Source organism: Streptomyces sp. NPDC042336, from assembly GCF_055581985.1.
In genome coordinates this window covers 140,324-161,417 of the sequence record NZ_JBVJEA010000011.1, presented here as the reverse complement: position 1 = coordinate 161,417, position 21,094 = coordinate 140,324, and the positions used below count along the sequence as shown (strand labels likewise).

The following is a 21,094-nucleotide window of genomic DNA, read 5'->3' as shown; positions in this document are numbered from 1 at the left end:
TCAGTCCCATTCCAGGCCGCCGCGCCGCCATACGTACGCGTACGCGACGAAGACGGTGAGCACGAAGAGCAGCATCTCCACGAGCCCGAAAATCCCCAGGGCGTCGAAGGTGACGGCCCAGGGGTAGAGGAAGACGATCTCGATATCGAAGATGATGAAGAGCATCGCCGTCAGGTAGTACTTGATGGGGAAGCGCCCGCCGCCGGCCGGCGTGGGGGTCGGCTCGATGCCGCACTCGTAGGCCTCGAGCTTCGCCCGGTTGTACCGCTTCGGACCGATCAGCGTGGCCATCACCACGGAGAAGATCGCAAAGCCTGCCCCGAGGGCTCCCAGTACGAGGATGGGCGCATACGCGTTCACCGCTCCTCGCTCCTCTCAGTCGGCACTGACTGCTGGCGGTTGCACTGGACTCACAGCCGCCCCAACAGCCCCACGAGCCACGCCCGTCCCGACGAAGATCGCGAACATGTGAAGCAGGTCACAAGCCCAACTGCCTCGCATCCTATGCCCGACGCTCTGTGATCTGCGACACGGGGTATTGCACAAGCTTTGTGATCTCCACCACCTGACGAACGATCATGAAGTCGGATGAGCGGTGATCTTCACACAAGAAGCGTTCACCTGATCACCAGAGGTGACAATTTCGCTCGTCGTCGCTGGCCAGAGGGCCCCGGCAAGGTGCGTCTCCATATCAAGAGGGTTCCCTTGCATGCAAATTGGCGCTGGACGCAGACCCTTGATAGAGGAGGCGTTCACACATGAGGGGGAGGGCTGGGGGTCGGTGTGGACACGTGCACGCGTTCACGAGCGCCGTCGAGCACCGGTCGGACCATCCCCCCGCCGGCCGCCGGGTCGATCCGAGCCGCTCCGCACGCGACGGACGCGCACGCCGGGGTAACCGTTCCGTGACCTGTGCCACATTCATGAGAGGCGTCTGAGAACCGGGCTTGGCCAAGTGCCCCAACAAGTGGTAGGCGCGGGGCAATTCGGGCGTAACGATCAAAGACCGTGATCACAGGCCGGTTACGGCCCGTCCGCAATGTCCGTTACGGCGTCAATAAAGAGCGACACGCCCGGGATTCGACGGCTCGATTGAACAACTGTGGCGCAGCACACGTTTCTTGAAGGTATGGAGGAGCTACTGATACCGGTTGTCCCTATGTCCCACACCGCTCACATACGCAGCCACCGGAAACCCCGCCGCAACGCGTCGACGATCGCGATGCGGGCCGGAGTTGCCGGTGGCGTCCTCAGCACCCTGGCAGTGGCCGGTGCGTCGGGGTCGGCCAACGCGGCCGAACCGGTGACGCAGACCCTCGAACTGCCCACCCTGACGGCCGACCTGGCCGCTCAGGTCGCCCAGTCCGCGGACGTCACGCAGCAGGCGGCCGCGAGCTACCAGCTGCAGGCCGAGCGTGACGCGGCGGCCGCGAAGGCCGCCAAGCAGGCCAAGGCGGATCTCGCCGAGGCCAAGAAGAAGGCCGCGGAGGCCAAGAAGAAGGCCGAGGAGGCCGCTCGCAAGGAGGCCGCCGAGCGCGCCTCGCGCGCCGCCGAGCGCACCACCCTGAGCGCCTCCACGGACAGCGGCTCCTCCACCGGCACGAGCAGCGGCAGCAGCGCGAGCACCAGCACGTCCACGGCGACCGGTTCGGCCGCCGCCGTCGTCTCCTTCGTGCAGGCCCAGGTCGGCAAGGCGTACGTCTCCGGCGCCACCGGCCCGTCCGCCTACGACTGCTCCGGTCTCGTGCAGGCCGCCTTCAAGCAGGTCGGCATCAGCCTGCCCCGCGTCTCCCAGGCGCAGTCGACGGCCGGCACCCAGGTCGGCCTGGACAACCTCCAGCCGGGCGACATCCTCTACTGGGGCGGCGCGGGCAGCGCGTACCACGTGGGCGTCTACGTCGGCGGCGGCATGTTCGTCGGCGCGCAGAACTCCTCCACCGGTGTCGTCGAGAAGCCGCTGTCGTACGACCCGCCGAGCGGCGCGGTGCGCGTGCTGTAACCGGCACCCACCCCTGCACACGCGAAAGGGCCGCAGCCGCTCGGGGGCTGCGGCCCTTCGCGGGCTCCTGGCATGCTCGGGCGCGGGCCGGTTCCCTCCGGCCCGTCCACGAGCCGAAGGAGACAACGTCATGCCGAGTGTGTTCGTCCAGGGGCGGGCCACCGCCTCCTGTCCCCCGTTCGCGCCGGAGGCCCTGCGCGGATCGGTGCGACGCGTCACCGAGGTCGGCGAGGAGGTGCTGCACCGGCCCTGCCGTGACGTCACGGAGTTCGGGCCCGACCTCGCCGCGCTCATCGACGACATGTTCCGCACGATGTACGTCGCGGAAGGGGCCGGGCTGGCGGCCAATCAGGTCGGGGTCGACCTGCGCCTGTTCGTCTACGACTGCCCGGACGACGACGGTGTCCGACATGTCGGGCACATCGTGAACCCGGTCCTCGACGCCCTCGATCCGGTCGCGCGGCGGCTGCTCGACGAGGGCGAGGGGTGCCTGTCGGTGCCGGGCGCCGTCATGGCCGTACCCCGGCCCGACCGGGCCGTCGTGCGCGGCCTGGACAAGGACGGCGCGCCGCTCCTCATCGAGGGCACGGGCTACTTCGCGCGCTGCCTGGCGCACGAGACCGACCACCTGAACGGGCAGGTCTACCTGGACCGGCTCTCCGCCCGGGAACGGAAGGCGGCACTGCGGCAGTCGGCGGACCGGCGCGAGGAGGTCTTCGCGCGCCGGGCCGCCAACGCCGCGGCCTTCGCCGCCTGACCAGGCACCACTGGCCGGACGCCTCTGATCAAGCCGATCCGATCAGGCTTTCGGCGCGACCTTGCTCAGTCCGTTGATGATGCGGTCCATCGCGTCGCCGCCCGTCGGGTCCGTCAGGTTGGCGAGCATCTTCAGGGTGAACTTCATCAGGATCGGGTGGGTGAGGCCGCGCTGGGTCGCGATCTGCATGACCTTCGGGTTGCCGATGAGCTTCACGAAGGCGCGGCCCAGCGTGTAGTAGCCGCCGTAGGTGTCCTTCAGGACGCGCGGGTAGCGCTGCAGGGCGATCTCGCGCTGGGCGGGCGTGGCCCGCGCGTGCGCCTGGACGACGACGTCGGCGGCGATCTGGCCGGACTCCATGGCGTAGGCGATGCCTTCGCCGTTGAAGGGGTTCACCAGGCCGCCGGCGTCGCCGACGAGGAGCAGGCCCTTGGTGTAGTGGGGCTGGCGGTTGAAGGCCATGGGCAGGGCGGCGCCGCGGATCGGGCCGGTCATGTTGTCCGGGGTGTAGCCCCAGTCCTCGGGCATGGACGCGCACCAGGCCTTGAGGATCTCGCGCCAGTCCAGCTCCTTGAAGGCGGCGGAGGTGTTCAGCACGCCCAGGCCGACGTTGGAGGTGCCGTCGCCCATGCCGAAGATCCAGCCGTAGCCCGGCAGCAGGCGGTCCTGCGAGCCGCGCCGGTCCCACAGTTCCAGCCAGGACTCCAGGTAGTCGTCGTCGTGGCGGGGCGAGGTGAAGTACGTGCGGACCGCGACGCCCATGGGGCGGTCCTCGCGGCGGTGCAGGCCCATCGCCAGGGACAGCCGCGTGGAGTTGCCGTCGGCGGCCACGACCAGCGGCGCGTGGAAGGTGACCTCGCGCTTGTCTTCGCCCAGCTTGGCGTGCACGCCGGTGATGCGGCCGGTGCGGTCGTCGACGATCGGCGCGCCGACGTTGCAGCGCTCGTACAGGCGCGCACCGGCCTTCTGCGCCTGCCGGGCGAGCTGCTCGTCGAAGTCGTCGCGCTTGCGGACGAGTCCGTAGTCGGGGAAGGAGGCCAGGTCTGGCCAGTCCAGCTGGAGGCGGGAGCCGCCGCCGATGATGCGCAGGCCCTTGTTGCGCAGCCAGCCGGCTTCCTCGGAGATGTCGATGCCCATGGCGACGAGCTGTTTGACCGCGCGCGGGGTGAGGCCGTCGCCGCAGACCTTCTCCCTGGGGAACGCGGTCTTCTCGAGGAGCAGGACGTCGAGTCCCGACTTGGCCAGGTGGTACGCGGTGGTGGAGCCGGCCGGCCCCGCGCCCACGACGATCACGTCGGCGGTGTTCTCGGAGAGCGGCTCAGTCTCGACGGTCACGGCGGGATCTCCCCAAGTTCGGAATCTGCGTGCCGACCGGCACTGGTCATGGGCAGTCTATTCAGCGTCACCGACCACCCGGCTGAAGGGCTGCCCAGTGAAGCGACCTCTCCCCGTTGTACGGCTGCGCGTCCCCACCGACGAGGACGCCGTCGCCTGGCACCGGGTCTTCGACGACCCGGACGTCATGGAGTTCCACGGCGGGAGGCCGGCGGAGCTGTCCGTCTACGAGGAGCTGACCGCCCGCCAACGCCGGCACGACGCCGAGCACGGCTTCTGCCTGTGGACCATGGTGGACGAGTCCGACCGGGTCATGGGGTTCACCGGCGCCCAGCCGTGGCCGGGCGACTGGGGCCCCAAGGGCGCGATCGAGATCGGCTGGCGGCTCGGGCGGGCGCACTGGGGCAAGGGGTACGTCACGGCGGCCGCCCGGCAGACGCTGGAGCGGGTGCGCGGCGCGGGGGTCGCGGAGGTGGTCGCGATGGTCAACGCGCGCAACACCCGGTCCATCGCGGTCACGGAGCGGCTGGGCATGCGGCTCGCCGAGGTCTTCACGATCCCGTCCTCCGAGCAGCGGGGGCACTGCTACCGCCTCGCCCTGCACCCGCAGCACGGACGAGCGTGACGCGGAGTAACGGACTGTCACAGTCAGCCACTTGACGCTTCCGGGCGGTGCGCGGCGGGGCTACTGTGCCGGGTACCGCTGGGGGTGACGTCCGTGCGCCTGGTATCCGAGAACCCCGAGAACCGTGACGTCCGCGTACCGCGCCTGGTCGGTCTGACGGCCGTGGACGCGCACGAGGCCGCCCGCGCGCAGGGCCTGCTCCTGACCGCGCCGGACCGGCCCGATCTCCGGACCGCCGTCGTCGACCACGTCGTACGCCAGTACCCGCGGCCCGGTGCGCAGGTGGCGCGGGAGTCGACGGTGTACGTGTGGTTCGACTTCGGGGAGGGCGAGGGCGGCGGGGGCAGCCGTGAGCCGCGCGTGCCGCACCCGCCCCTGGGTGGGCTCCGCCGGGAACTGGCGGAGCCGGCCGAACCACCGACCTGCCGCGCCGCGCTCAGCTCGCCTTGAAGCCGCGGTGCAGCGTCACCACGCCGCCCGTCAGGTTGCGCCAGGCCACCTTGGACCAGCCGGCCTTGCCGAGCCGCTCGGCGAGCGCCGGCTGGTCGGGCCAGGCCCGGATGGACTCGGCGAGGTAGACGTACGCGTCGGGGTTGGACGACACCGCGCGGGCGACCGGGGGCAGGGCGCGCATCAGGTACTCGGTGTAGACGGTGCGGAACGGCGCCCAGGTCGGGTGCGAGAACTCGCAGATGACGACCCGGCCGCCGGGCCGCGTCACCCGGTACATCTCGCGCAGCGCGGCGTCCGTGTCCTGCACGTTGCGCAGCCCGAAGGAGATGGTGACGGCGTCGAAGACGTCGTCCTTGAACGGCAGCCGCGTCGCGTCGCCCGCGGTGAACGGCAGCCAGGAGCGCCGTTCCTTGCCGACCTGGAGCATGCCCTGGGAGAAGTCGCAGGGGACGACGTAGGCGCCGGTGCGGGCGAAGGGCAGGGAGGAGGTCGCCGTGCCGGCCGCGAGGTCCAGGACCTTCTGCGCCGGGCGGGCGTCGACGGCTCTGGCGACCGCCTTGCGCCACGCCCGGTCCTGGCCGAGCGAGAGCACGGCGTTCGTCAGGTCGTACCGTTCCGCGACGTGGTCGAACATCGAGGCGACTTCGTGCGGCTGCTTGTTCAGGGAAGCGCGGGTCACGGGCCCATTGTTGCAGCACCGTGGTGCGCGCCCGCGCCGCAGCCCCCGGCCCACGGCGGCGGCACCGGCTCACGGCAGCAGCCGCGGCCTCCTCCGCGCGGCGACGTCCTCCACCCACCCGAACAGCAGCACGGACACCGCGATCAGGACCCAGCCCACCGCCAGCAGGAACCACTGGCTCCCCAGCGGCAGGTACGCCTCGAAGGCCGGCACGTCCCAGAGCCGGTCGATCAGCGGCACGGCCAGGACCAGGGCCAGCTCGTGCCAGAGGTAGACCGTCACCGCGCGGGCGTTGAACATCCCCACCAGCCGGTCCAGCCGCCGCAGCCCGGCCAGTCCCGAGAAGTCGGTCCCGAGCCGGGCCTTCGCGTACATCAGCAGCGTCACGAACCCGGCCGACCAGAAGGCCTGCGCCAACGGGATGTCGTCCAGGTCGTACGTGCCGTACTCACGCTGGTGCGCGAAGGCGTACCAGGCGCCGCAGGCGAGGGCGGCGAGCGACAGGACGACGACGGCGCCCGGCCTCAGACGGGCCAGCACCCCGTCGCGGTGGGCGAAGCCGAGGACCCAGCAGAAGAGGTACGTCGCCAGGTCGAGCAGCCCGGTCCCGAAGCGGTTGTCCGGCGGCTGCCACAGGAACCGGAACGCCACGACCGGTGCCAGGGACAGCAGCAGCACCGGCACGGGCGCGAGCCGGAAGACCCGCAGCAGCAGCGGGGAGAGCAGCACGAACCACAGATACGTCCTGAGGTACCAGAGGATCTCCCAGGCCTGCTCGCCCCACGCGCTGCCCGGCGGGTCGCCGAGCGGCACCACCCAGTAGACGATCTGCCACCCCGGCATCCAGCCGCGCGCCAGCATCGCGCCCACCACGAAGAGGCCCCAGCACCAGAACGGCGGCAGCAGGCGGCGCAGCCGGCTCCGGAGCACCCCCGCGGCGGGCCGCTGGAGCGAGCGGGCCATCAGGGTGCCGGCCAGGCCGAACATGATCCCCATGGAAGGGAAGAGCAGCCCGGCCCAGGGCCAGCCGAAGGCGTGGTACGCGACGACCCGGACCAGGGCGAGGGCGCGCAGGGTGTCGAAATACCGGTCCCGCGCCGGGGCACCACCGTCGGCGCGCACGGCCGGCACGGTGCGCGCGGCGCCCTTGCCGTGCGCCCCCATCAGCCCGTCCCCGTGGGCCCCGCCGGGGTCCCGACCTCGCCCGTCCGTTTCAGCTTCTGCCAGCGCAGCCGCCCGCCGGTCAGCGCGGTGACGCAGGAGTGGATGAGGACGAGGTACATCATCTGCCGGTAGGCCAGCTGCTGGAGCGGCAGCATCAGCAGATACCGGTACTTCTCCCGGTCGAGCCGGAAGGCGTACGCCGCGCACACCAGCTGCACGCCCAGCACCGCGAGCCACGCCAGGAGCGCGGCGCGGAAGTCGACGAAGACCATCGAGTAGACGGTGAACACGTCGATGAGCGGCGCGAAGACCGGCGTGACCACCTGGAAGAGCACCACCAGCGGCATCCCGACCCGCCCGAAGCGGCCCGAGGGCCCCTTGTCCGTCAGCGAGCGGCGGTGCTTCCACAGCGCCTGCATCGTGCCGTACGACCAGCGGTAGCGCTGCGACCAGAGCTGCCCGAGCGACCCCGGCGCCTCCGTCCAGGCGCGGGCGTGCTCCTCGTAGACCACCCGCCATCCCGCGCGGTGCAGGGCGATGGTGATGTCGGTGTCCTCGGCGAGGGTGTCGTCGCTCATGCCGCCGACCTGGAGGACCGCCTCGCGCCGGAACGCGCCGATCGCGCCCGGGATGGTCGGCATGCAGCGCAGCAGGTCGTACATGCGCCGGTCGAGGTTGAAGCCCATCACGTACTCGATGTGCTGCCAGGCGCCGATGAGGGTGCGCCGGTTGCCGACCTTGGCGTTGCCCGCGACCGCGCCGACGGAGGGGTCGGCGAAGGGCTGCACCAGGTGCCGTACGGTGTCGGGCTCGAAGACGGTGTCGCCGTCCATCATCACGACGATGTCGTACCGGGCCTGCCGGACGCCGTTGTTGAGGGCGGCGGGCTTGCCCGCGTTGGCCTGCCGCACGACGCGGACGCCCGGCAGCCCCAGGGACTCGGCGATCTCCGCCGTGCCGTCCGTCGACCCGTCGTCCACGACGATGATCTCGACGGGATGCGTACTGCGCGCCAGGGACCTCAGGGTGGCCTCGATGCACTCCTTCTCGTTGTACGCCGGGACGATCACGCTCACCGGCCCGGTCACCGGCGGACCCCAGCCGAACCGGCGTCGGTTGCGCTGTCTGTGGTGGCGGCGGGCGAGGACCAGCATCATCGCGAACCGGCCCATGACGGCCACACCCACAATCACCAGCCCGGCCGACAGCGCCGGGACCGTCCACTCGGCGACCGCGACGGCGGCGACGAGCGCCTTGCCCTCGTAGAGGGTGGCTCCGGTGGCGTCGTGGTGGGCGGCCTGGAGGCCCTCGCCGGAACCCGTCGCGTCCGGGGCCGCGGCGGAGGGCCCGCCCGTGGGCCGCTGACCGGCCTGATCGGCCATGACGCCGCTGACGGTGGTGAAGGTGTAGCCCTTCGCCTTCATCTTCTCGATGTACTTCGGCAGCGCCTCGATCGTCTGCGACCGCTCGCCCCCGGCGTCGTGGAAGAGGACGGACGCGCCCTCGTCGTCCTCCGGCGTCGCCCACTCGACGATCTTCGAGACGCCGGGCCGCTTCCAGTCGTCGCTGTCCGTGTCGATGAAGACGCTGGTGTAGCCGTCCTCGCCGAGGCTTTCGTAGACCGGCCAGCTGTAGTTGTCGATGGCGTCCGTCTGGGAGGAGTACGGCGCCCGGAACAGCGTGGTGGTGATGCCGGCCGCGCCCGCGAGGGCCAGCTGGGTCTGCTCGATCTCGCGGGTGACGCGGGCCTGGCTCTGGTAGGAGAGGTCGACGTGGGTGAAGGTGTGGACGCCCACCTCGTTGCCCTGCTCGACCAGGTCCCGCACGATGCCCGGGTGGCGCGCGACCATCGAGCCGACCAGGAAGAAGGTGCCGGGCACGTCGTACTTCTCCAGGATCTCCAGCACCTGCGGCGTCCAGGTGGGGTCCGGGCCGTCGTCGAAGGTCAGCACGATCGTCTTGTCCGGGACGGAGACGGTGGTGGCCTGTCCGCCAGGGAAGGACAGGATCGGCCCGCCGTCCAGTACGTCGTCGGGGACGTCGCTCGCCGAGGCCCCGGTACGGACGCGCTGGTCGCCGCCGACCTCCGCGCGCAGGTAGCCGTCGAGGAGCATCACGCAGGTCAGCGCGAGCAGGAGGAGCAGGGCGAGGAGGACGCGGGGGCGTTGCAGTGCGGCGGCCCGGCCCGCGGCGCGTTCCATGCGGGAGGGGGCGCGGCGGCGGCCCCGTGCGGGCGGGGCGGGGGGTGTGCTGGGCGTGGTCATGAGGGTGGGGGCGTCCGGTCAGTCGGTGCGGGCGGCGGTGGGAGCGGTGGCGGCGGTGCCGGTGACCGCGCTGGGGGCGGCGGAGGGTCCGGTGCTCGGCGGGGCACCGGTGGGAGCGGCGCCGCCCTGTGGACGCGTGCCGCCGCCGGGGCCCTGACCGCCCTCCGGTCCGCCACCACCACCACCGCCACCACCGAAGGGCAGCAGCGAGGACGGGTTGACCGAGATGCCGACGCCCATGAAGGCCAGGCCCAGGACGGCCGTGTAGCCGACGCACACGGCCCCCACCAGCAGGCCCAGCCGGCGCAGCAGCCGGGCCCGGCGCCCGGTGCTGTCGACGAACACGGGCCCCTCGGCGGCTCCGTCGTCGCTTGTGCGGCGGCGACCGCGCGTGGCGGCGCGGGATGCGGCGCGGGATGCGGCGCGGGGTGGGTAGGCAGGCTCGGAGTGCATGCCCCCGGACGTTAGGGAGCCTTGCCTGTCGTCGACTGGCAGGTTCTTGAGAGGTCCCGGTGAAAAGCGACCCATCCTGTCCGTTTCCTGGGAGATGGCGCCGAACCGCGCCCTTTCCTCAGCGAAGACCCAGGAACGCGTGCCACCTTCACTTGTCCGACGCCGACAACGGACGAGAACGGGAGTGTGCGCTCATGAGGGTTCACCGGAACGCGGCAGCCGGGTGCGCCCTGTTGTTCGCCCTGGCCGCCGCGGGCTGCGCCGGACAGGACGGCACCACCGACCCGGCAGCACCCGCGACCCCCACCGCGCCGTCCGCTCCGTCCGCGTCATCCACGCCGGCCACCGGCTACGCCCCCTACGTCAGTGCCACCACCGCCTCCGCCACCGACACGGCGGGCTCCCCCACGGCGTACAACCTGGCGTTCGTCATCGCGTCCGGCGACGACTGCGTCCCCCGCTGGAACGGCGTACAGGACATCGACGACGCCTCCGTCGCCTCCCGCGTCGAGAAGCTGAAGAAGTCGGGCGCCACAGTCCGCGTCTCCTTCGGCGGCGCGTCCGGCACGGAGCTGGCGGCGGCCTGCGACAGCGCCTCGGCGCTGGCGGCGGCGTACGGCGCGGCCCTGGACGCCGCCGGGTCCACACAGGCGGACTTCGACGTCGAGGGCGACGAGCTGGCCGACGCCGACTCCGTCACGCTGCGCTCGGAGGCGATCGCGCTGCTCCAGGAGGAACGGAGCGGCCTGGAGGTCTCCTTCACCCTCCCGGTGATGCCCTCGGGCCTGGACGGCGGCGGTCTGGCGCTGCTCGCGTCGGCCAACGACCACGGCGTACGGGTCTCCGCGGTCAACCTCATGACCATGAACTACGGCGAGTCGTACACCGACGACATGGGTGACTACGCCCTCGCCTCGGCGAAGGCCGCGCACAGCCAGCTGCGGAAGGTCTTCGGCACCTCCGACGCGGACGCCTGGCGGGGCATGGCGCTCACCTCGATGCTGGGCGTCAACGACGTCACCGGTGAGACGTTCACGCTCGCGGACGCGGCCGTGGTCCGGGCCTTCGCCGAGGAGAAGGGCGTCGCCTGGGTGTCGATGTGGGCGGCCTTCCGCGACCAGCGGTGTGGCGCGGACGCGTCGGCCACCGACGCGCTCACCACGTGCAGCGGCGTGGAGCAGGAGGACGGGGCGTTCGGTACGGCGTTCGGCGCGTAGGCCCCTCGGACGGGCCCGCGGGACCGCGCGGTCAGCGCCCCCGGTATACCAGACGGCCGCCCACGACGGTGGCCACGCACGTGGACGCGCCCTGACGCACGAGCGCGGCCCGGTCGGGTACGTCGAACACCGCGAACCGTGCGGGGTTCCCGGCAGCGAGCGCGGGAAGCAGCACCAGCGGCACCGGCGACAAGGATGCGGGCCCGGGCAGGGTGGGCGGACGCGCCGCCACGGCGAGCCCCGCCCCGCGCACCGCGTCCAGGGCCGCGCGACTGCGCAGCTCTCCGGCGACGGCGACCGTGCCGTGCGCCAGCAGGCGCTGTACCCCTCGGCGCGCGCTGGCGCCCCGCGCGGACGGGTCGGCGGCGAGAAGTGCGAGCGCGCGCTTCCCGAGGACCGGCTCGGTACCGAGCCGGTCCGCTTCGCGCGGGTCGGGGTGGTAGGCCTGTTCCAGCAGTTCCGGACCGTAGGGGTTGAGCAATCCGGGCGTCATGAGTCCGGGCCACCGGCGCACCCGTGCCCGCGGGTGGTCGGCGGCCAGTGCCTCGTAGGGGCCGACGGCGGCGAGCTGCGCGCCGTCGACCACGACGGCCGCCTCGGGCGAGGCTTCGGCGACATGGATCGTCAGCACGGCGGCGTCAGTTGGAGGCGAGCAGCTTCAGCTCGGGGTGCGCCGTACCGCCCTCGATCGCCGTGGACGAGATGTGGGAGACGACGCGCTCGTCGACGGGGTCGTTCGCCGGGTCGTCGTGCACGACGAGGTGCTCGTACGTCGTGGCCCGCTGCGCCGGGACGCGTCCCGCCTTGCGGATCAGGTCGATGATCTCCAGCCGGTTGGAGCGGTGCTTGGCGCCGGCCGACGACACGACGTTCTCCTCCAGCATGATCGAACCGAGGTCGTCCGCGCCGTAGTGCAGGGAGAGCTGGCCGACCTCCTTGCCGGTGGTCAGCCACGAGCCCTGGATGTGGGCGACGTTGTCGAGGAACACGCGGGCGATGGCGATCATCCGCAGGTACTCGAAGAGCGTGGCCTGGGTGCGGCCCTTCAGGTGGTTGTTCTCGGGCTGGTAGGTGTACGGGATGAAGGCGCGGAAGCCACCGGTGCGGTCCTGCACGTCCCGGATCATGCGCAGGTGCTCGATGCGCTCGGCGTTGGTCTCGCCGGTGCCCATCAGCATGGTGGACGTCGACTCGACGCCCAGCCCGTGCGCGATCTCCATGATCTCCAGCCAGCGCTCGCCGGACTCCTTCAGCGGCGCGATCGCCTTGCGCGGCCGCTCGGGGAGCAGTTCCGCGCCGGCGCCTGCGAAGGAGTCGAGCCCGGCGGCGTGGATGCGGGTGATGGCCTCCTCGACCGGGACACCCGAGATCCGCGCCATGTGCTCGACCTCGCTCGCCCCCAGGCTGTGGATGACGAGCTGGGGGAACTCCTTCTTGATGGCGGCGAAGTGCTTCTCGTAGTACTCGACGCCGTAGTCCGGGTGGTGGCCGCCCTGGAACATGATCTGCGTGCCGCCCAGCTCGACCGTCTCCGCGCAGCGGCGCAGGATGTCGTCGAGGTCGCGGGTCCAGCCCTTCTTGGTGTCCTTGGGGGCCGCGTAGAAGGCGCAGAACTTGCACGCCGTGACGCACACGTTCGTGTAGTTGATGTTGCGCTCGATGATGTACGTCGCGATGTGCTCCGTACCCGCGTACCGGCGCCTGCGTACGGCGTCGGCGGCGGCGCCCAGCGCGTGCAGCGGGGCGTCGCGATAGAGGACGAGCGCCTCTTCGGGGGTGATCCGCCCACCGGCGGCGGCGCGGTCGAGGACGGGCTGAAGGTCGGCCTTCTCGGTCACCGGCGTCCCTTTCGCAAGGTTCGTAAGGGTTGTGGACGGACGCGACCAGCGTACGCCAGGCCTTTTGGCCGCTCGTGCTCAGGCCGCGTACGCCCCGGCCAGGACGCCCAGGAAGGCGCCCGCGATGAGGAAGGGGCCGAAGGGGATGGCCGTCTTGCGGTGCGCGCGCCGGGCGACGAGGAGGGCCCCGCCGTACAGCGCGCCGAGCAGGAATCCGGCGAAGGTGCCCAGCATCAGTGTGGGCCAGCCGTACCAGCCGAGGACGGCACCGGCCGTGAGGGCGAGCTTGACGTCGCCGAAGCCCATGCCGGCCGGGTTGATGAGGAACAGCACCAGGTAGCCGGCGCCGAGGGCGAGGGCGCCCAGCAGGGCGGTGGTCCACTCCCCCGCGTGCTCGGGCACGAGCGCGGTGAGGCCGAGCAGGACGAGCGCGGCCCCGGCCATCGGCAGGGTGAGCGGGTCGGGCAGCCGCCGTACCTTCAGGTCGACGACGGCCAGCAGCACGCCGACCGGGGCGAGCAGCAGCCAGACGGCGACCTCGGGCCGGGTCCCGGTGGCGGCGGCGAGGGCGGCGCAGACGAGGGCGGTGGCGACGGCGAGGGACGCGGTGCGGGGCCCGTAGGACGCCTGGCCGGCCGGGCACCGCGGACACCGGGCCCGGCCGAGCCAGCCCCGGACGGGGTGCCCGTCCGGGCACCGCTCGCGCCATGCCTGACCGGAGGGCGCGGAGAACCGGTAGGCCGCGCGGGGCAGCAGCGCACCCGTCGCCGCGCCCCACAACGCGGCGACGAGGACGACCAGGAGGTCGAGGTCGGTGCTCATCCGGCGGCGGAGACGCCCTCGCGCCAGGTCGGCAGCAACTCGTCGAGCAGCGCCTCGGTGCGGGGCGGCAGTCCGCGTGCACCGCTGCGGTCCACGAGGTCGGCGGCGAGGGCGCGCAGCCGGTCGGGGTCGCCGGTGGCCTCCGTGGCGCGCAGCAGCTCGTGCCACAGGCGCTCGTCCGCGGGGGCCGTGCGCAGCGCCGCGTTCAGTGCCTCGATGGCCTTCTCCGCGCGGTTCTTCTCCAGGTGGAACTCGGAGAGCGCCAGCCCGGTGTCGGCGACGAGCAGCGGCAGCTGGGCGTCGACGATCTCGTGGGTGAGCCAGCGGTAGCGGCCCTCGGGCCGGTCGGCGAGCAGCGGCCCGCGCACCAGCACCAGCGCGTCGGTGAGCAGCCGCCCGCGCACCTGGCGGCTGCCGACGCCCCGGCCCTGGGTCGCCTCGTAGTAGAGGGAGCGCAGGACGTCGAGGTCGGAGACGACGGACTTGGCGAGGGTGAGCCGTCCGGTGGCGTCGGTGGCGAGCCGCGGTGTGCCGTCGGGGTCGGTGCCCAGCCAGGTCCGCAGCCGCTCCAGCAGCGCGTCGCGCACGTCCGGCGTCACACCGCGCGGCCACAGCGCGGAGGACAGCACGCGCGGGTGGACGCCCTCGCGGTGCAGCAGGAGCAGCGCCAGCGCCTCGTGCAGCAGGGCGCTGCGCTCGCCGTCGGGCGCGTCCAGGCCGATGATCTCGTACGACCCGACGAGGCGGGCGTAGACGGCGGGCCGGCCCTGCTCGCTGATGTCGACGAGGAACGGCGGGGCGTTGGCCGGCCGGCCGGGGCCGCCCTCGGGGTCGGAGCCGGGGTCGGCGTCGGTGAACAGCTCGACGACGGCACGCCGCTGCGCGGCCGGCAGCATCTGGGCGTCCAGTTCGAGCCCGAGCAGCGGTGCGAGCAGCCGGCCCTTGCCGGTGATCTCCATCTCCCAGGCGGCGCCGGGCAGGTCGGTGCCCTCGGTACCGACGAGGTAGCCGATGCCGAGCCGGCCGGCGTCGGCGGCGAGTTCGGCCAGCCGCAGCGCGTCCTCGTCGGAGGGCTGGGCGGCGAGCAGGACGAGGTGCGGGGCCCAGCGGGTGTGCTGGGCGGGCCCGGTGCGGCCGGTGAGCACGGAGTCGTGTCCGGCGGCCCCGAGCGCGCCGCGCCGCTGCCGGGTCTCGGCCGACATGGTCTCGAAGAGGTCCTCGAACCCGTCGAGGTGCCGGATCCGGTTGGGCGCGAGGGGCGTGAGGTCGTCCCCGAACCCGACCAGGGTGATGGTCATGCGGTCCGACCAGCCGTTGGTGGCCAGTTCGGCGGCGACCGACGCGAACACGGCGGCCCGGTCGGCCTCGGCGCCGCCGAGCGAGACGATGCCGGGCACGGCCTCCAGGTTGAGCAGCAGCCGGGAGTCGTCCATGGTGCCGAGGCTGACGAGACCGGGGTAGGGCGCGGCCGTCTCGGCGTCCTCGTACCGCTCGGCGTCGGCGCGGGCGAGCATCCAGAAGGTCTGGTCCTGGCCCTGCTGCCAGGGCGTGGGCGGCTTCCCGGAAGGCTGGGCGAGCTGGAGGTGCAGGTCGCCGTTGCCGCTCATCCAGGCCGCGTAGACGACGGGCAGCGGGCGGGACTCGGCGGCCAGGGAGGCGGCCAGTCCGCGCAGCGACCGGTCGAGCAGGCGTACGCCCTCGGGGTCGGCGCCGACGAGCAGCGCGTCCTGCACGTCCTGGGCGTCGCCGGTCGGCGTGGGCGGCTCCATGCCGCGGCGTCCGCCGACCGCGCCCAACGCCGACTGCCACATCGCCTGCCGGCGCCGGCGGCCGAGGGCGCCGAGCAGACCGGCGGCGAGCAGCGGCGCGGCGAGCAGTGCCTCGGGCAGTCCGAAGGAGTGTCCGGCCTGTCCGGCGGCGGGCGCGGCGTGTTCCCCGCCCGTGCCGGGGACGGGGGTGGCGGGCGTGACGGGGTTCGCGGGCGTGGGCGCGGGCCGCTGCTCGGGCAGGGAGACCTGGGCGTCGCCGCTGCCCTGCTGTCCGCCTCCGCCCTGGGCGTGGTCGCCGGTCCGGGCGTAGTCGCTGATTTGCTCCTGCACCTGCTCGGAGACGTTCGGCGCCTCGTCGGGCATCTCGACCAGCTCGCCGCCGCGGGCGTCGCCTGGCATCTCCATGATCCAGCCGGGCCGGATGAGCGAGGCCTCCGACAGCCGGGACCCGTCGGGCTGCACGCGGTCCTTGTTGAGCTCGAAGATCTCCTTGTAGCGCCGTCCGTCGCCCAGGTGCCGTTCGGCCACCTCCCAGAGGGAGTCGTGGTGACGCCCCTCGGGCGGCTGGATCCGGTAGTACTTCGTGTCGCCGTGCGCGGCGGAGGAGCCACCGTCGGCACGGGCGGCGGCCTGGCCCGCCTGGCCCGCCTGCTCGGCGAGGGCGTTGGCGGTGGCGGCGGCCTGCTCCTGCTGCTGGGCGAAGATCCCCGGCGTCTGCTGGGCGGCGGCGACGGAGGGCTTCTGGTTCCCCTCCAGGCTCTGCCCCAGCTGCGACAGCCCCGGCGTGAGGCTCGCCGCGGTGGCGCCGACGAGCAGCAGGGCGGCGACGAGCTGCCGGGCCAGCAACTGACTGGGCCCGGACCCGGGCACCCGCCCCGGCACCCCGACGCCGGACAGCGCGGCCTTGACCTCGACGAGCACGCAGGCGGTGAACTGCGCCCAGGCGAGCCAGACGATGACGGTGAGGATGTGCAGGAAGGTGCTGACGGTGATCTCACGCTGCAGCCAGTCGAGGCTCGGCGCGCCTCCCGGCAGCGGCCACCCGACGCTCACGGCCAGCGCGAACGGCACCCCGACGACCAGCACGAGCAGCACCACGAAGGCGAGGAACGCCTTGACGAAGTCCCCGAACGACCGCCGCCGCACCCGCACGGGCTGGGGCGTGCGGTTTCTCGGTGCGGAGGGTGCCGAGGGAGCCGTCGAGCTTGAGGAGCTTGATGTGCGGCGTCGCGGCATGGCGGGTGTCCTGTGTCGAGTGTGAGGGGGAGTCAACTGCGTCAGCTGTCGGGGGCTCGTCGAGCCTACAGAGATCTTATGGACTGGCGCCGACAGCGGAGAAGGCCACGAAGAGCCGGACCCGCAACTCCTGCACCGTTCCTCCCCCTTTGTCCGTCAAGCCCCCGGGCCGCTCCATCGTGGGGAAGTCGCCCACCACCCGGTGTCTGCCGGCGCCTAACGGTTGACGGCCTGGATCTCCCGCACAGTCATGTCCTGCGTGGTCTCGAAGGTGCCGTCTGGCAGATTGCCCTGGGCTCCGCCGGAGCCCTCCCAGGAGATCTCCCATGTGATCGACGCCTTCAACTGGTACGGAGCCCCGCCACTGGCGCGCAGGTACTTGACCCCGCAGGACGGTGTCCTCTCGGCATCTCCCTTGGCATAGGGAGTGCCGATGGAACCATCGGCGTTGATCTCGCAGTCGCCGGACGAGGGATACGTCTCGGCGTCCTCGGTACCCGGGTCCAGGTGCAGTGCCACGGGCTTGGCGGTGGTTTCCGCCCACACGCCGGCCGCCTCCAGGTCGGCACGGACCTTGACTTCCTGGAAGGTTGCCTTGTCCAGCCACGCCCAGGTCGGCAGATTCACCTTGGACTCGGCCGCAGGCTTGAGCTCGACCTCCGTACCGGGCACCTTGATCTTGTCGTACGCATAGGCGGCGAGGACGTCGGGAGTAGGAGCGTGATCATTGTCCGGGAGAGTGTTGGCGTCCTGCCAGAACAAGGTGCGATCGCATTCGTACGACGCCGCGTCGTTCTCCCTATCCTTGTTGATTACACCGCGCCAGAACTGACCGTCCTCTCCGATGTTGTAATTCTTGTAGCCCTCGCTGTCACTGGTCCGGGCCTCACCCTTCTCGTACTGCGTCACCATCAACTCCTCACCCCAGGAAAGCGATGGCGTGACAGCCACCAACTCGCCACCCTTCTTGAGGCGGTCCACGGCAGCCTTGAGCTGCTCGGGCGTTGCTACGGGCTCGTACCAACAGGCCGGCGGCTCCCAGTTGGGGTCCACCGGCGCGAGCGCCTTGGGAGAGTTGCCGGAGCCGCTGCCGCTGACCTGTGTGACCTTGATGCTGGTCGTGGTGGCGGAAGCAGTCAGTGTGCCGCCACTCGCATTTCCGGAAGGGCCCGTGGACGGCTGTCTGTTTTCCTCGTCACCGATCGCCTGCGCACTCGGAGCAGCCAGGGCCACCGCGCAAAGCGAACCGGAGAGCAGGAGACATGCCTTCGACAGGGCCCTCATCAGCCGCACGCCCCCGGCACCACGTTGACGGACTCCGCCTTCCACACCCCTTGCGGTGACTTGCCGAGATTGATCCGATACTGAATCACACTCTCCGGCTTGTCCGGGGTCTTGGTGACCTCACCGGTCTTGCGGTCCTTCGTCGACGCCTGTCGCTCGTCGACGCAGTAGAAGAGCACACCGGATCCGGAGTCACCGATGCTGACCTGGGGATCGAATACCCTGACCTTGCCGATCAGTGTCTCGTCGTCATCGACGAACTGCTTGATCCACTTGTGAGCGGTCGGCAGGGTGGCTTCCGAGTTGTAGAAAGCCACTGCTTCCGAATCCGGGTCCGCGTCGATCACCGCAGCGTACTGGGAACGAAGTTCCTCACGACCGTCGTTGAGGATCGCCTGGAGCTTCGGGTCGCTGTTCGTCCAGCGCTCGAAGTCCGCCTGGAACTCCTTGGGGAGCGTGATCTCCGGCCGATCGGTACCTTCCGGCGCAGCCGAAGCCGTAGGACTCGCGGAAGCGGTCGCCCCGCCGCCGGTGTCTGCACCCTTGATCTTGTCGGATGACGCGTCATTGTCACCTGAACCGCAGGCGGTCAACAGCAGGGCCGCAGATGCGGTAAGCGCGGCGGTCACTAGCCGGGTGGGGCGGTTCACGCTTCGACTCCCGTTGAGGTGGGGGTAGCTGGAGTGAACCCACGCTATCCAAGAGCCGGGCCCTGCCAACAGACGGGTCCCGGCCTCGACGGGAGCCGACTGTTGACGAACCATGCCCGCCCGGTTGTCACGCCCCGTCCCCAGCGAAGAGATCCTCGGCATGCGTGACATGAACAGCCCGCTGTGACCACGTCTTGAGCTGCTCAGGGTCGGAACAGGAAAGTACCCGCTCTCGAATGGCATCGGGCACCGAAATGCCCCGCCACTCCAGAATCTCCAGCGTGATTTCGGAACGAACCTCGGCCCGGCCTTCTTCACGGCCCTCCTCGCGAACCTTTTCGGCCACGGGATTGTTGAAGAAATAGCGGATCTCCGACATCAGGTCCCTCCAGATCTCCTTGGCCCGGGAATCGGCCAGGCATGACTCGATGAGCTGTCCGAACACCGCGGCGCTGTCACCGTCGACGGTCCGCAGAGCGAAAGCCAACGGCTCCAGTATGGCGGCGGCCTGTGCGCCCCGCCCGTGTGTCATGGCCGACAGAACGGCAAGCGGGACGTCCCGCTCGGCCTCACGCTCGCTCGCGATCACCGGCACGTTGTCCGGGCCGATCACCAGCGGCCGTACCGTCAGCGAATCCCAACCGGGCAGCCCCCGACGGATGGGCTGCGCCGCCCAGCGTGCCGTCGTGCTGTTCTGCGTGATCACGACGAGGACCGGCTCGCAGCGGTACTTCTCGTACAGGTACGCGAGGTAGTACGGCCAGCTGCCGCGCTTCCTCTCGTCCTTCTTCCCCTGCGACTCGACGACGAGCAGGTACGCCCCTTCGTCCGTCTCCACCCGCATCAACGTGTCCACACGCCGCTCGACGGGCTCGATCTCCGTGACATCGGCGTTCAGGACCGCGAAGTCACGCGGCTCCGGGAACGGAACGTGCAGCACCCTCTGAAACGCCCGCGTCAGCAGTGCCGGGTCCTTCTGGAAGACCCAGTGCAGTGCCTCGTGCGACGAGCCGACCATCAGCTCACCCTCCTGTACGACGTGATCAACGCGCTACGCCGCGACAAGGTCACACCACACGTACTTGCCCCGGTTCCCGCCACGGGCCAACGGCTGCCACCCCCACAGGTCCGCACACGCTCGCACGAGCGCGAGACCCCGCCCTTCCTCCGCCTCCGTGAGGGCGTCCAGGTTCCCGGGCGGCTCCGGTGGCCCCGGGTCGGCGTCCCACGCCCCGACCCGCAGCACACCCGCCGCCCACCGCACTCGCAGCGCGGCGGGCCCCTTGGTGTGCCGTACGGCGTTGGAGACCAGCTCGGTCGCGAGCAGTTCGGCGGTGTCCACGAGGCGGATGAGGCCGTGCATAGTGAGGATGAGACGGAGGGTGCGGCGACAGATGGTCACCGCACGCGGGTCGTTGGGGATGTAGAGGGTGTACTCCCAGGGGGCCGCCGGGTCGCCGGGCTCGGTTTCGGGCATGGGGAACTCCGTTCGGTGGAGAGGGGGGAGGCAGGTGGCATCGCCGCAACCGTCATGGTCAGGACGGCACGGTGCACTTCCGGCACATCAACAGCGCTCTGTGTGCGTTACATCACCGACGGTAGAGCAAAAATTTTTGCTCACGCAAGCCGCTGCTCTAATCTGACCCCGTAAGCGGTACAGCGACAGGCGAGTTGAGGCCCGGAGGAAGCACGTGGCGCCAAGGAGTCGACCAACGGCGCGGCAGGTACGTCTGGGTACGGAACTGCGCAGGTTGCGCGAGGCCGCCGGGCTGAAGGCGCGGGAGGTGGCGGGGCTGATCAGCTCGACCTCGGCCCAGATGAGTCAGGTTGAGGCAGGCTTCGCCGGAGCGAGCGAGGAGCGTGTGCGACGGCTGGCCGCTCACTATGCCTGCGCCGACGAAGCCCTGGTCGACGCCTTGGTGGCGATGGCGACCGATCGCACTCAGGGCTGGTGGGAGGAGTTCCGCGGCATCCTGCCCCCGGTGTTCCTGGACGTCGCCGAACTGGAGCACCACGCGACGTTCTTGCACGAGGTCGTGATCACTCATGTCCCGGGACTGCTACAGACGCCCGACTACGCACGCGCGGTCTTCGGCTACATGGTGCCGGAGTTGCCCGACAGCGAGCTGAGTCCACGCGTGGAGCATCGCTTGAGACGCCGTGCAGTGATCGAGCGCGACGCTCCGGCGGCCTACGAGACCGTGGTCCACGAAGCCGCGCTCCGCATCCGTGTGGGCGACCGCGGAGTGTCGCGAGCGCAGTTGCACAGGCTCCTGGACGAGTCGGAGAGGGAACACGTCACGGTGCGGGTCATCCCGTTCGACACCGATCACTTCGCCGGCGCCAGCGCCGCCATGATGCATGTGGGCGGACCCCTCCCTCAGCTGGACACCGTGCTTCGCGACTCCCCCAACGGCACGGCGTTCCTGGACGCCCAGTCACAACTGGAGCGCTTTCGAACGCTGTTTCGTAAGGTGGAGCAGGCGTCACTCGATCCCAACCGGACGCGTGATTTCATCCACCACCTGGCGAAGGAATTGTGAGGTACG

20 protein-coding genes are annotated in these 21,094 nt (G+C 71.0%); 6 read left to right on the top strand and 14 right to left on the bottom strand.

Annotation, left to right across the window (positions count from 1 at the left end):
- Entirely contained in the window at positions 1 to 360 is a 360-nt protein-coding gene (locus ACZ6IM_RS24080; protein WP_003974383.1) for an NADH-quinone oxidoreductase subunit A, read from the bottom strand.
- Positions 361 to 1,159: 799 nt separating this feature from the next.
- Here ACZ6IM_RS24080 and ACZ6IM_RS24075 point away from each other — a divergent pair.
- Positions 1,160 to 1,999: a C40 family peptidase gene (locus ACZ6IM_RS24075; RefSeq protein WP_469558924.1), complete on the top strand. Its 840-nt coding sequence runs from the start codon at positions 1,160 to 1,162 to the stop codon at positions 1,997 to 1,999.
- Between the two features lie 130 nt (positions 2,000 to 2,129).
- Positions 2,130 to 2,756 (top strand): peptide deformylase, encoded by a 627-nt coding sequence (def, locus tag ACZ6IM_RS24070; RefSeq protein ID WP_469558921.1) that lies wholly within the window; start codon positions 2,130 to 2,132, stop codon positions 2,754 to 2,756.
- Between the two features lie 42 nt (positions 2,757 to 2,798).
- On the opposite strand, the gene ACZ6IM_RS24065 is transcribed toward def, so the two are convergent.
- Positions 2,799 to 4,091 (bottom strand): geranylgeranyl reductase family protein, encoded by a 1,293-nt coding sequence (locus ACZ6IM_RS24065; RefSeq protein WP_052839458.1) that lies wholly within the window; start codon positions 4,089 to 4,091, stop codon positions 2,799 to 2,801.
- Positions 4,092 to 4,188: 97 nt separating this feature from the next.
- Between ACZ6IM_RS24065 and ACZ6IM_RS24060 the strand changes: the two genes are divergently transcribed.
- Positions 4,189 to 4,716, top strand: coding sequence for a GNAT family N-acetyltransferase (locus tag ACZ6IM_RS24060; protein ID WP_052839457.1), 528 nt, complete (start codon positions 4,189 to 4,191; stop codon positions 4,714 to 4,716).
- Between the two features lie 93 nt (positions 4,717 to 4,809).
- The gene (locus ACZ6IM_RS24055) at positions 4,810 to 5,166 is read left to right on the top strand and encodes a PASTA domain-containing protein (protein WP_052839592.1); all 357 of its coding nucleotides are present in this window, start codon (positions 4,810 to 4,812) and stop codon (positions 5,164 to 5,166) included.
- On the opposite strand, the gene ACZ6IM_RS24050 is transcribed toward ACZ6IM_RS24055, so the two are convergent.
- The 4 genes from ACZ6IM_RS24050 to ACZ6IM_RS24035 form a co-directional block, all read right to left on the bottom strand.
- Positions 5,153 to 5,848 (bottom strand): demethylmenaquinone methyltransferase, encoded by a 696-nt coding sequence (locus tag ACZ6IM_RS24050; protein ID WP_469558917.1) that lies wholly within the window; start codon positions 5,846 to 5,848, stop codon positions 5,153 to 5,155. The two genes, ACZ6IM_RS24055 and ACZ6IM_RS24050, sit on opposite strands and share 14 nt — an antisense overlap.
- Positions 5,849 to 5,917: 69 nt before the next feature.
- Positions 5,918 to 7,012 (bottom strand): acyltransferase family protein, encoded by a 1,095-nt coding sequence (locus ACZ6IM_RS24045; RefSeq protein ID WP_469558914.1) that lies wholly within the window; start codon positions 7,010 to 7,012, stop codon positions 5,918 to 5,920.
- Complete coding sequence (locus ACZ6IM_RS24040) at positions 7,012 to 9,276, bottom strand: bifunctional polysaccharide deacetylase/glycosyltransferase family 2 protein (RefSeq protein ID WP_052839455.1); 2,265 nt, start codon at positions 9,274 to 9,276, stop codon at positions 7,012 to 7,014. The genes ACZ6IM_RS24045 and ACZ6IM_RS24040 overlap by 1 nt, the downstream gene beginning before the upstream one ends.
- Positions 9,277 to 9,294: 18 nt before the next feature.
- Entirely contained in the window at positions 9,295 to 9,729 is a 435-nt protein-coding gene (locus tag ACZ6IM_RS24035) for a hypothetical protein (RefSeq protein ID WP_469558911.1), read from the bottom strand.
- Between the two features lie 194 nt (positions 9,730 to 9,923).
- Here ACZ6IM_RS24035 and ACZ6IM_RS24030 point away from each other — a divergent pair, with 194 nt between their 5' ends.
- Positions 9,924 to 10,946, top strand: coding sequence for a glycoside hydrolase family 18 protein (locus ACZ6IM_RS24030; RefSeq protein WP_469558908.1), 1,023 nt, complete (start codon positions 9,924 to 9,926; stop codon positions 10,944 to 10,946).
- Between the two features lie 31 nt (positions 10,947 to 10,977).
- Here the strand turns inward: ACZ6IM_RS24030 and ACZ6IM_RS24025 are convergent, their stop codons facing one another.
- The 8 genes from ACZ6IM_RS24025 to ACZ6IM_RS23990 all read right to left on the bottom strand — a co-directional run bounded on the left by ACZ6IM_RS24025 (position 10,978) and on the right by ACZ6IM_RS23990 (position 20,022).
- Complete coding sequence (locus ACZ6IM_RS24025) at positions 10,978 to 11,577, bottom strand: hypothetical protein (protein WP_052839452.1); 600 nt, start codon at positions 11,575 to 11,577, stop codon at positions 10,978 to 10,980.
- A 7-nt stretch (positions 11,578 to 11,584) separates the two neighbouring features.
- Positions 11,585 to 12,784 carry a cyclic dehypoxanthinyl futalosine synthase gene (mqnC, locus tag ACZ6IM_RS24020; protein ID WP_469558903.1) on the bottom strand — a complete coding sequence of 400 codons (1,200 nt, stop codon included), beginning with the start codon at positions 12,782 to 12,784 and terminating at the stop codon, positions 11,585 to 11,587.
- A gap of 78 nt (positions 12,785 to 12,862) precedes the next feature.
- Entirely contained in the window at positions 12,863 to 13,606 is a 744-nt protein-coding gene (locus ACZ6IM_RS24015) for a prepilin peptidase (protein WP_052839450.1), read from the bottom strand.
- Complete coding sequence (locus ACZ6IM_RS24010; RefSeq protein ID WP_469558899.1) at positions 13,603 to 16,611, bottom strand: BTAD domain-containing putative transcriptional regulator; 3,009 nt, start codon at positions 16,609 to 16,611, stop codon at positions 13,603 to 13,605. The genes ACZ6IM_RS24015 and ACZ6IM_RS24010 overlap by 4 nt, the downstream gene beginning before the upstream one ends.
- A 216-nt stretch (positions 16,612 to 16,827) precedes the next feature.
- The gene (locus tag ACZ6IM_RS24005) at positions 16,828 to 17,895 is read right to left on the bottom strand and encodes a hypothetical protein (protein WP_469559141.1); all 1,068 of its coding nucleotides are present in this window, start codon (positions 17,893 to 17,895) and stop codon (positions 16,828 to 16,830) included.
- A complete protein-coding gene (locus tag ACZ6IM_RS24000; RefSeq protein WP_469558897.1) occupies positions 17,895 to 18,545 on the bottom strand; it encodes a hypothetical protein in 651 nt (216 codons plus the stop codon). Before ACZ6IM_RS24000 ends, ACZ6IM_RS24005 begins: the two co-directional genes overlap by 1 nt.
- Before the next feature lie 127 nt (positions 18,546 to 18,672).
- Positions 18,673 to 19,563 (bottom strand): hypothetical protein, encoded by an 891-nt coding sequence (locus tag ACZ6IM_RS23995; protein ID WP_469558894.1) that lies wholly within the window; start codon positions 19,561 to 19,563, stop codon positions 18,673 to 18,675.
- 33 nt (positions 19,564 to 19,596) lie between these two features.
- Entirely contained in the window at positions 19,597 to 20,022 is a 426-nt protein-coding gene (locus ACZ6IM_RS23990; protein WP_469558891.1) for an ATP-binding protein, read from the bottom strand.
- Between the two features lie 214 nt (positions 20,023 to 20,236).
- On the opposite strand from ACZ6IM_RS23990, the gene whiJ reads away from it, so the two are divergent.
- On the top strand, positions 20,237 to 21,088 hold the full coding sequence (gene whiJ / locus ACZ6IM_RS23985) for a transcriptional regulator WhiJ (RefSeq protein ID WP_469558888.1): 852 nt from the start codon (positions 20,237 to 20,239) through the stop codon (positions 21,086 to 21,088).
- Positions 21,089 to 21,094: the final 6 nt, after the last annotated feature.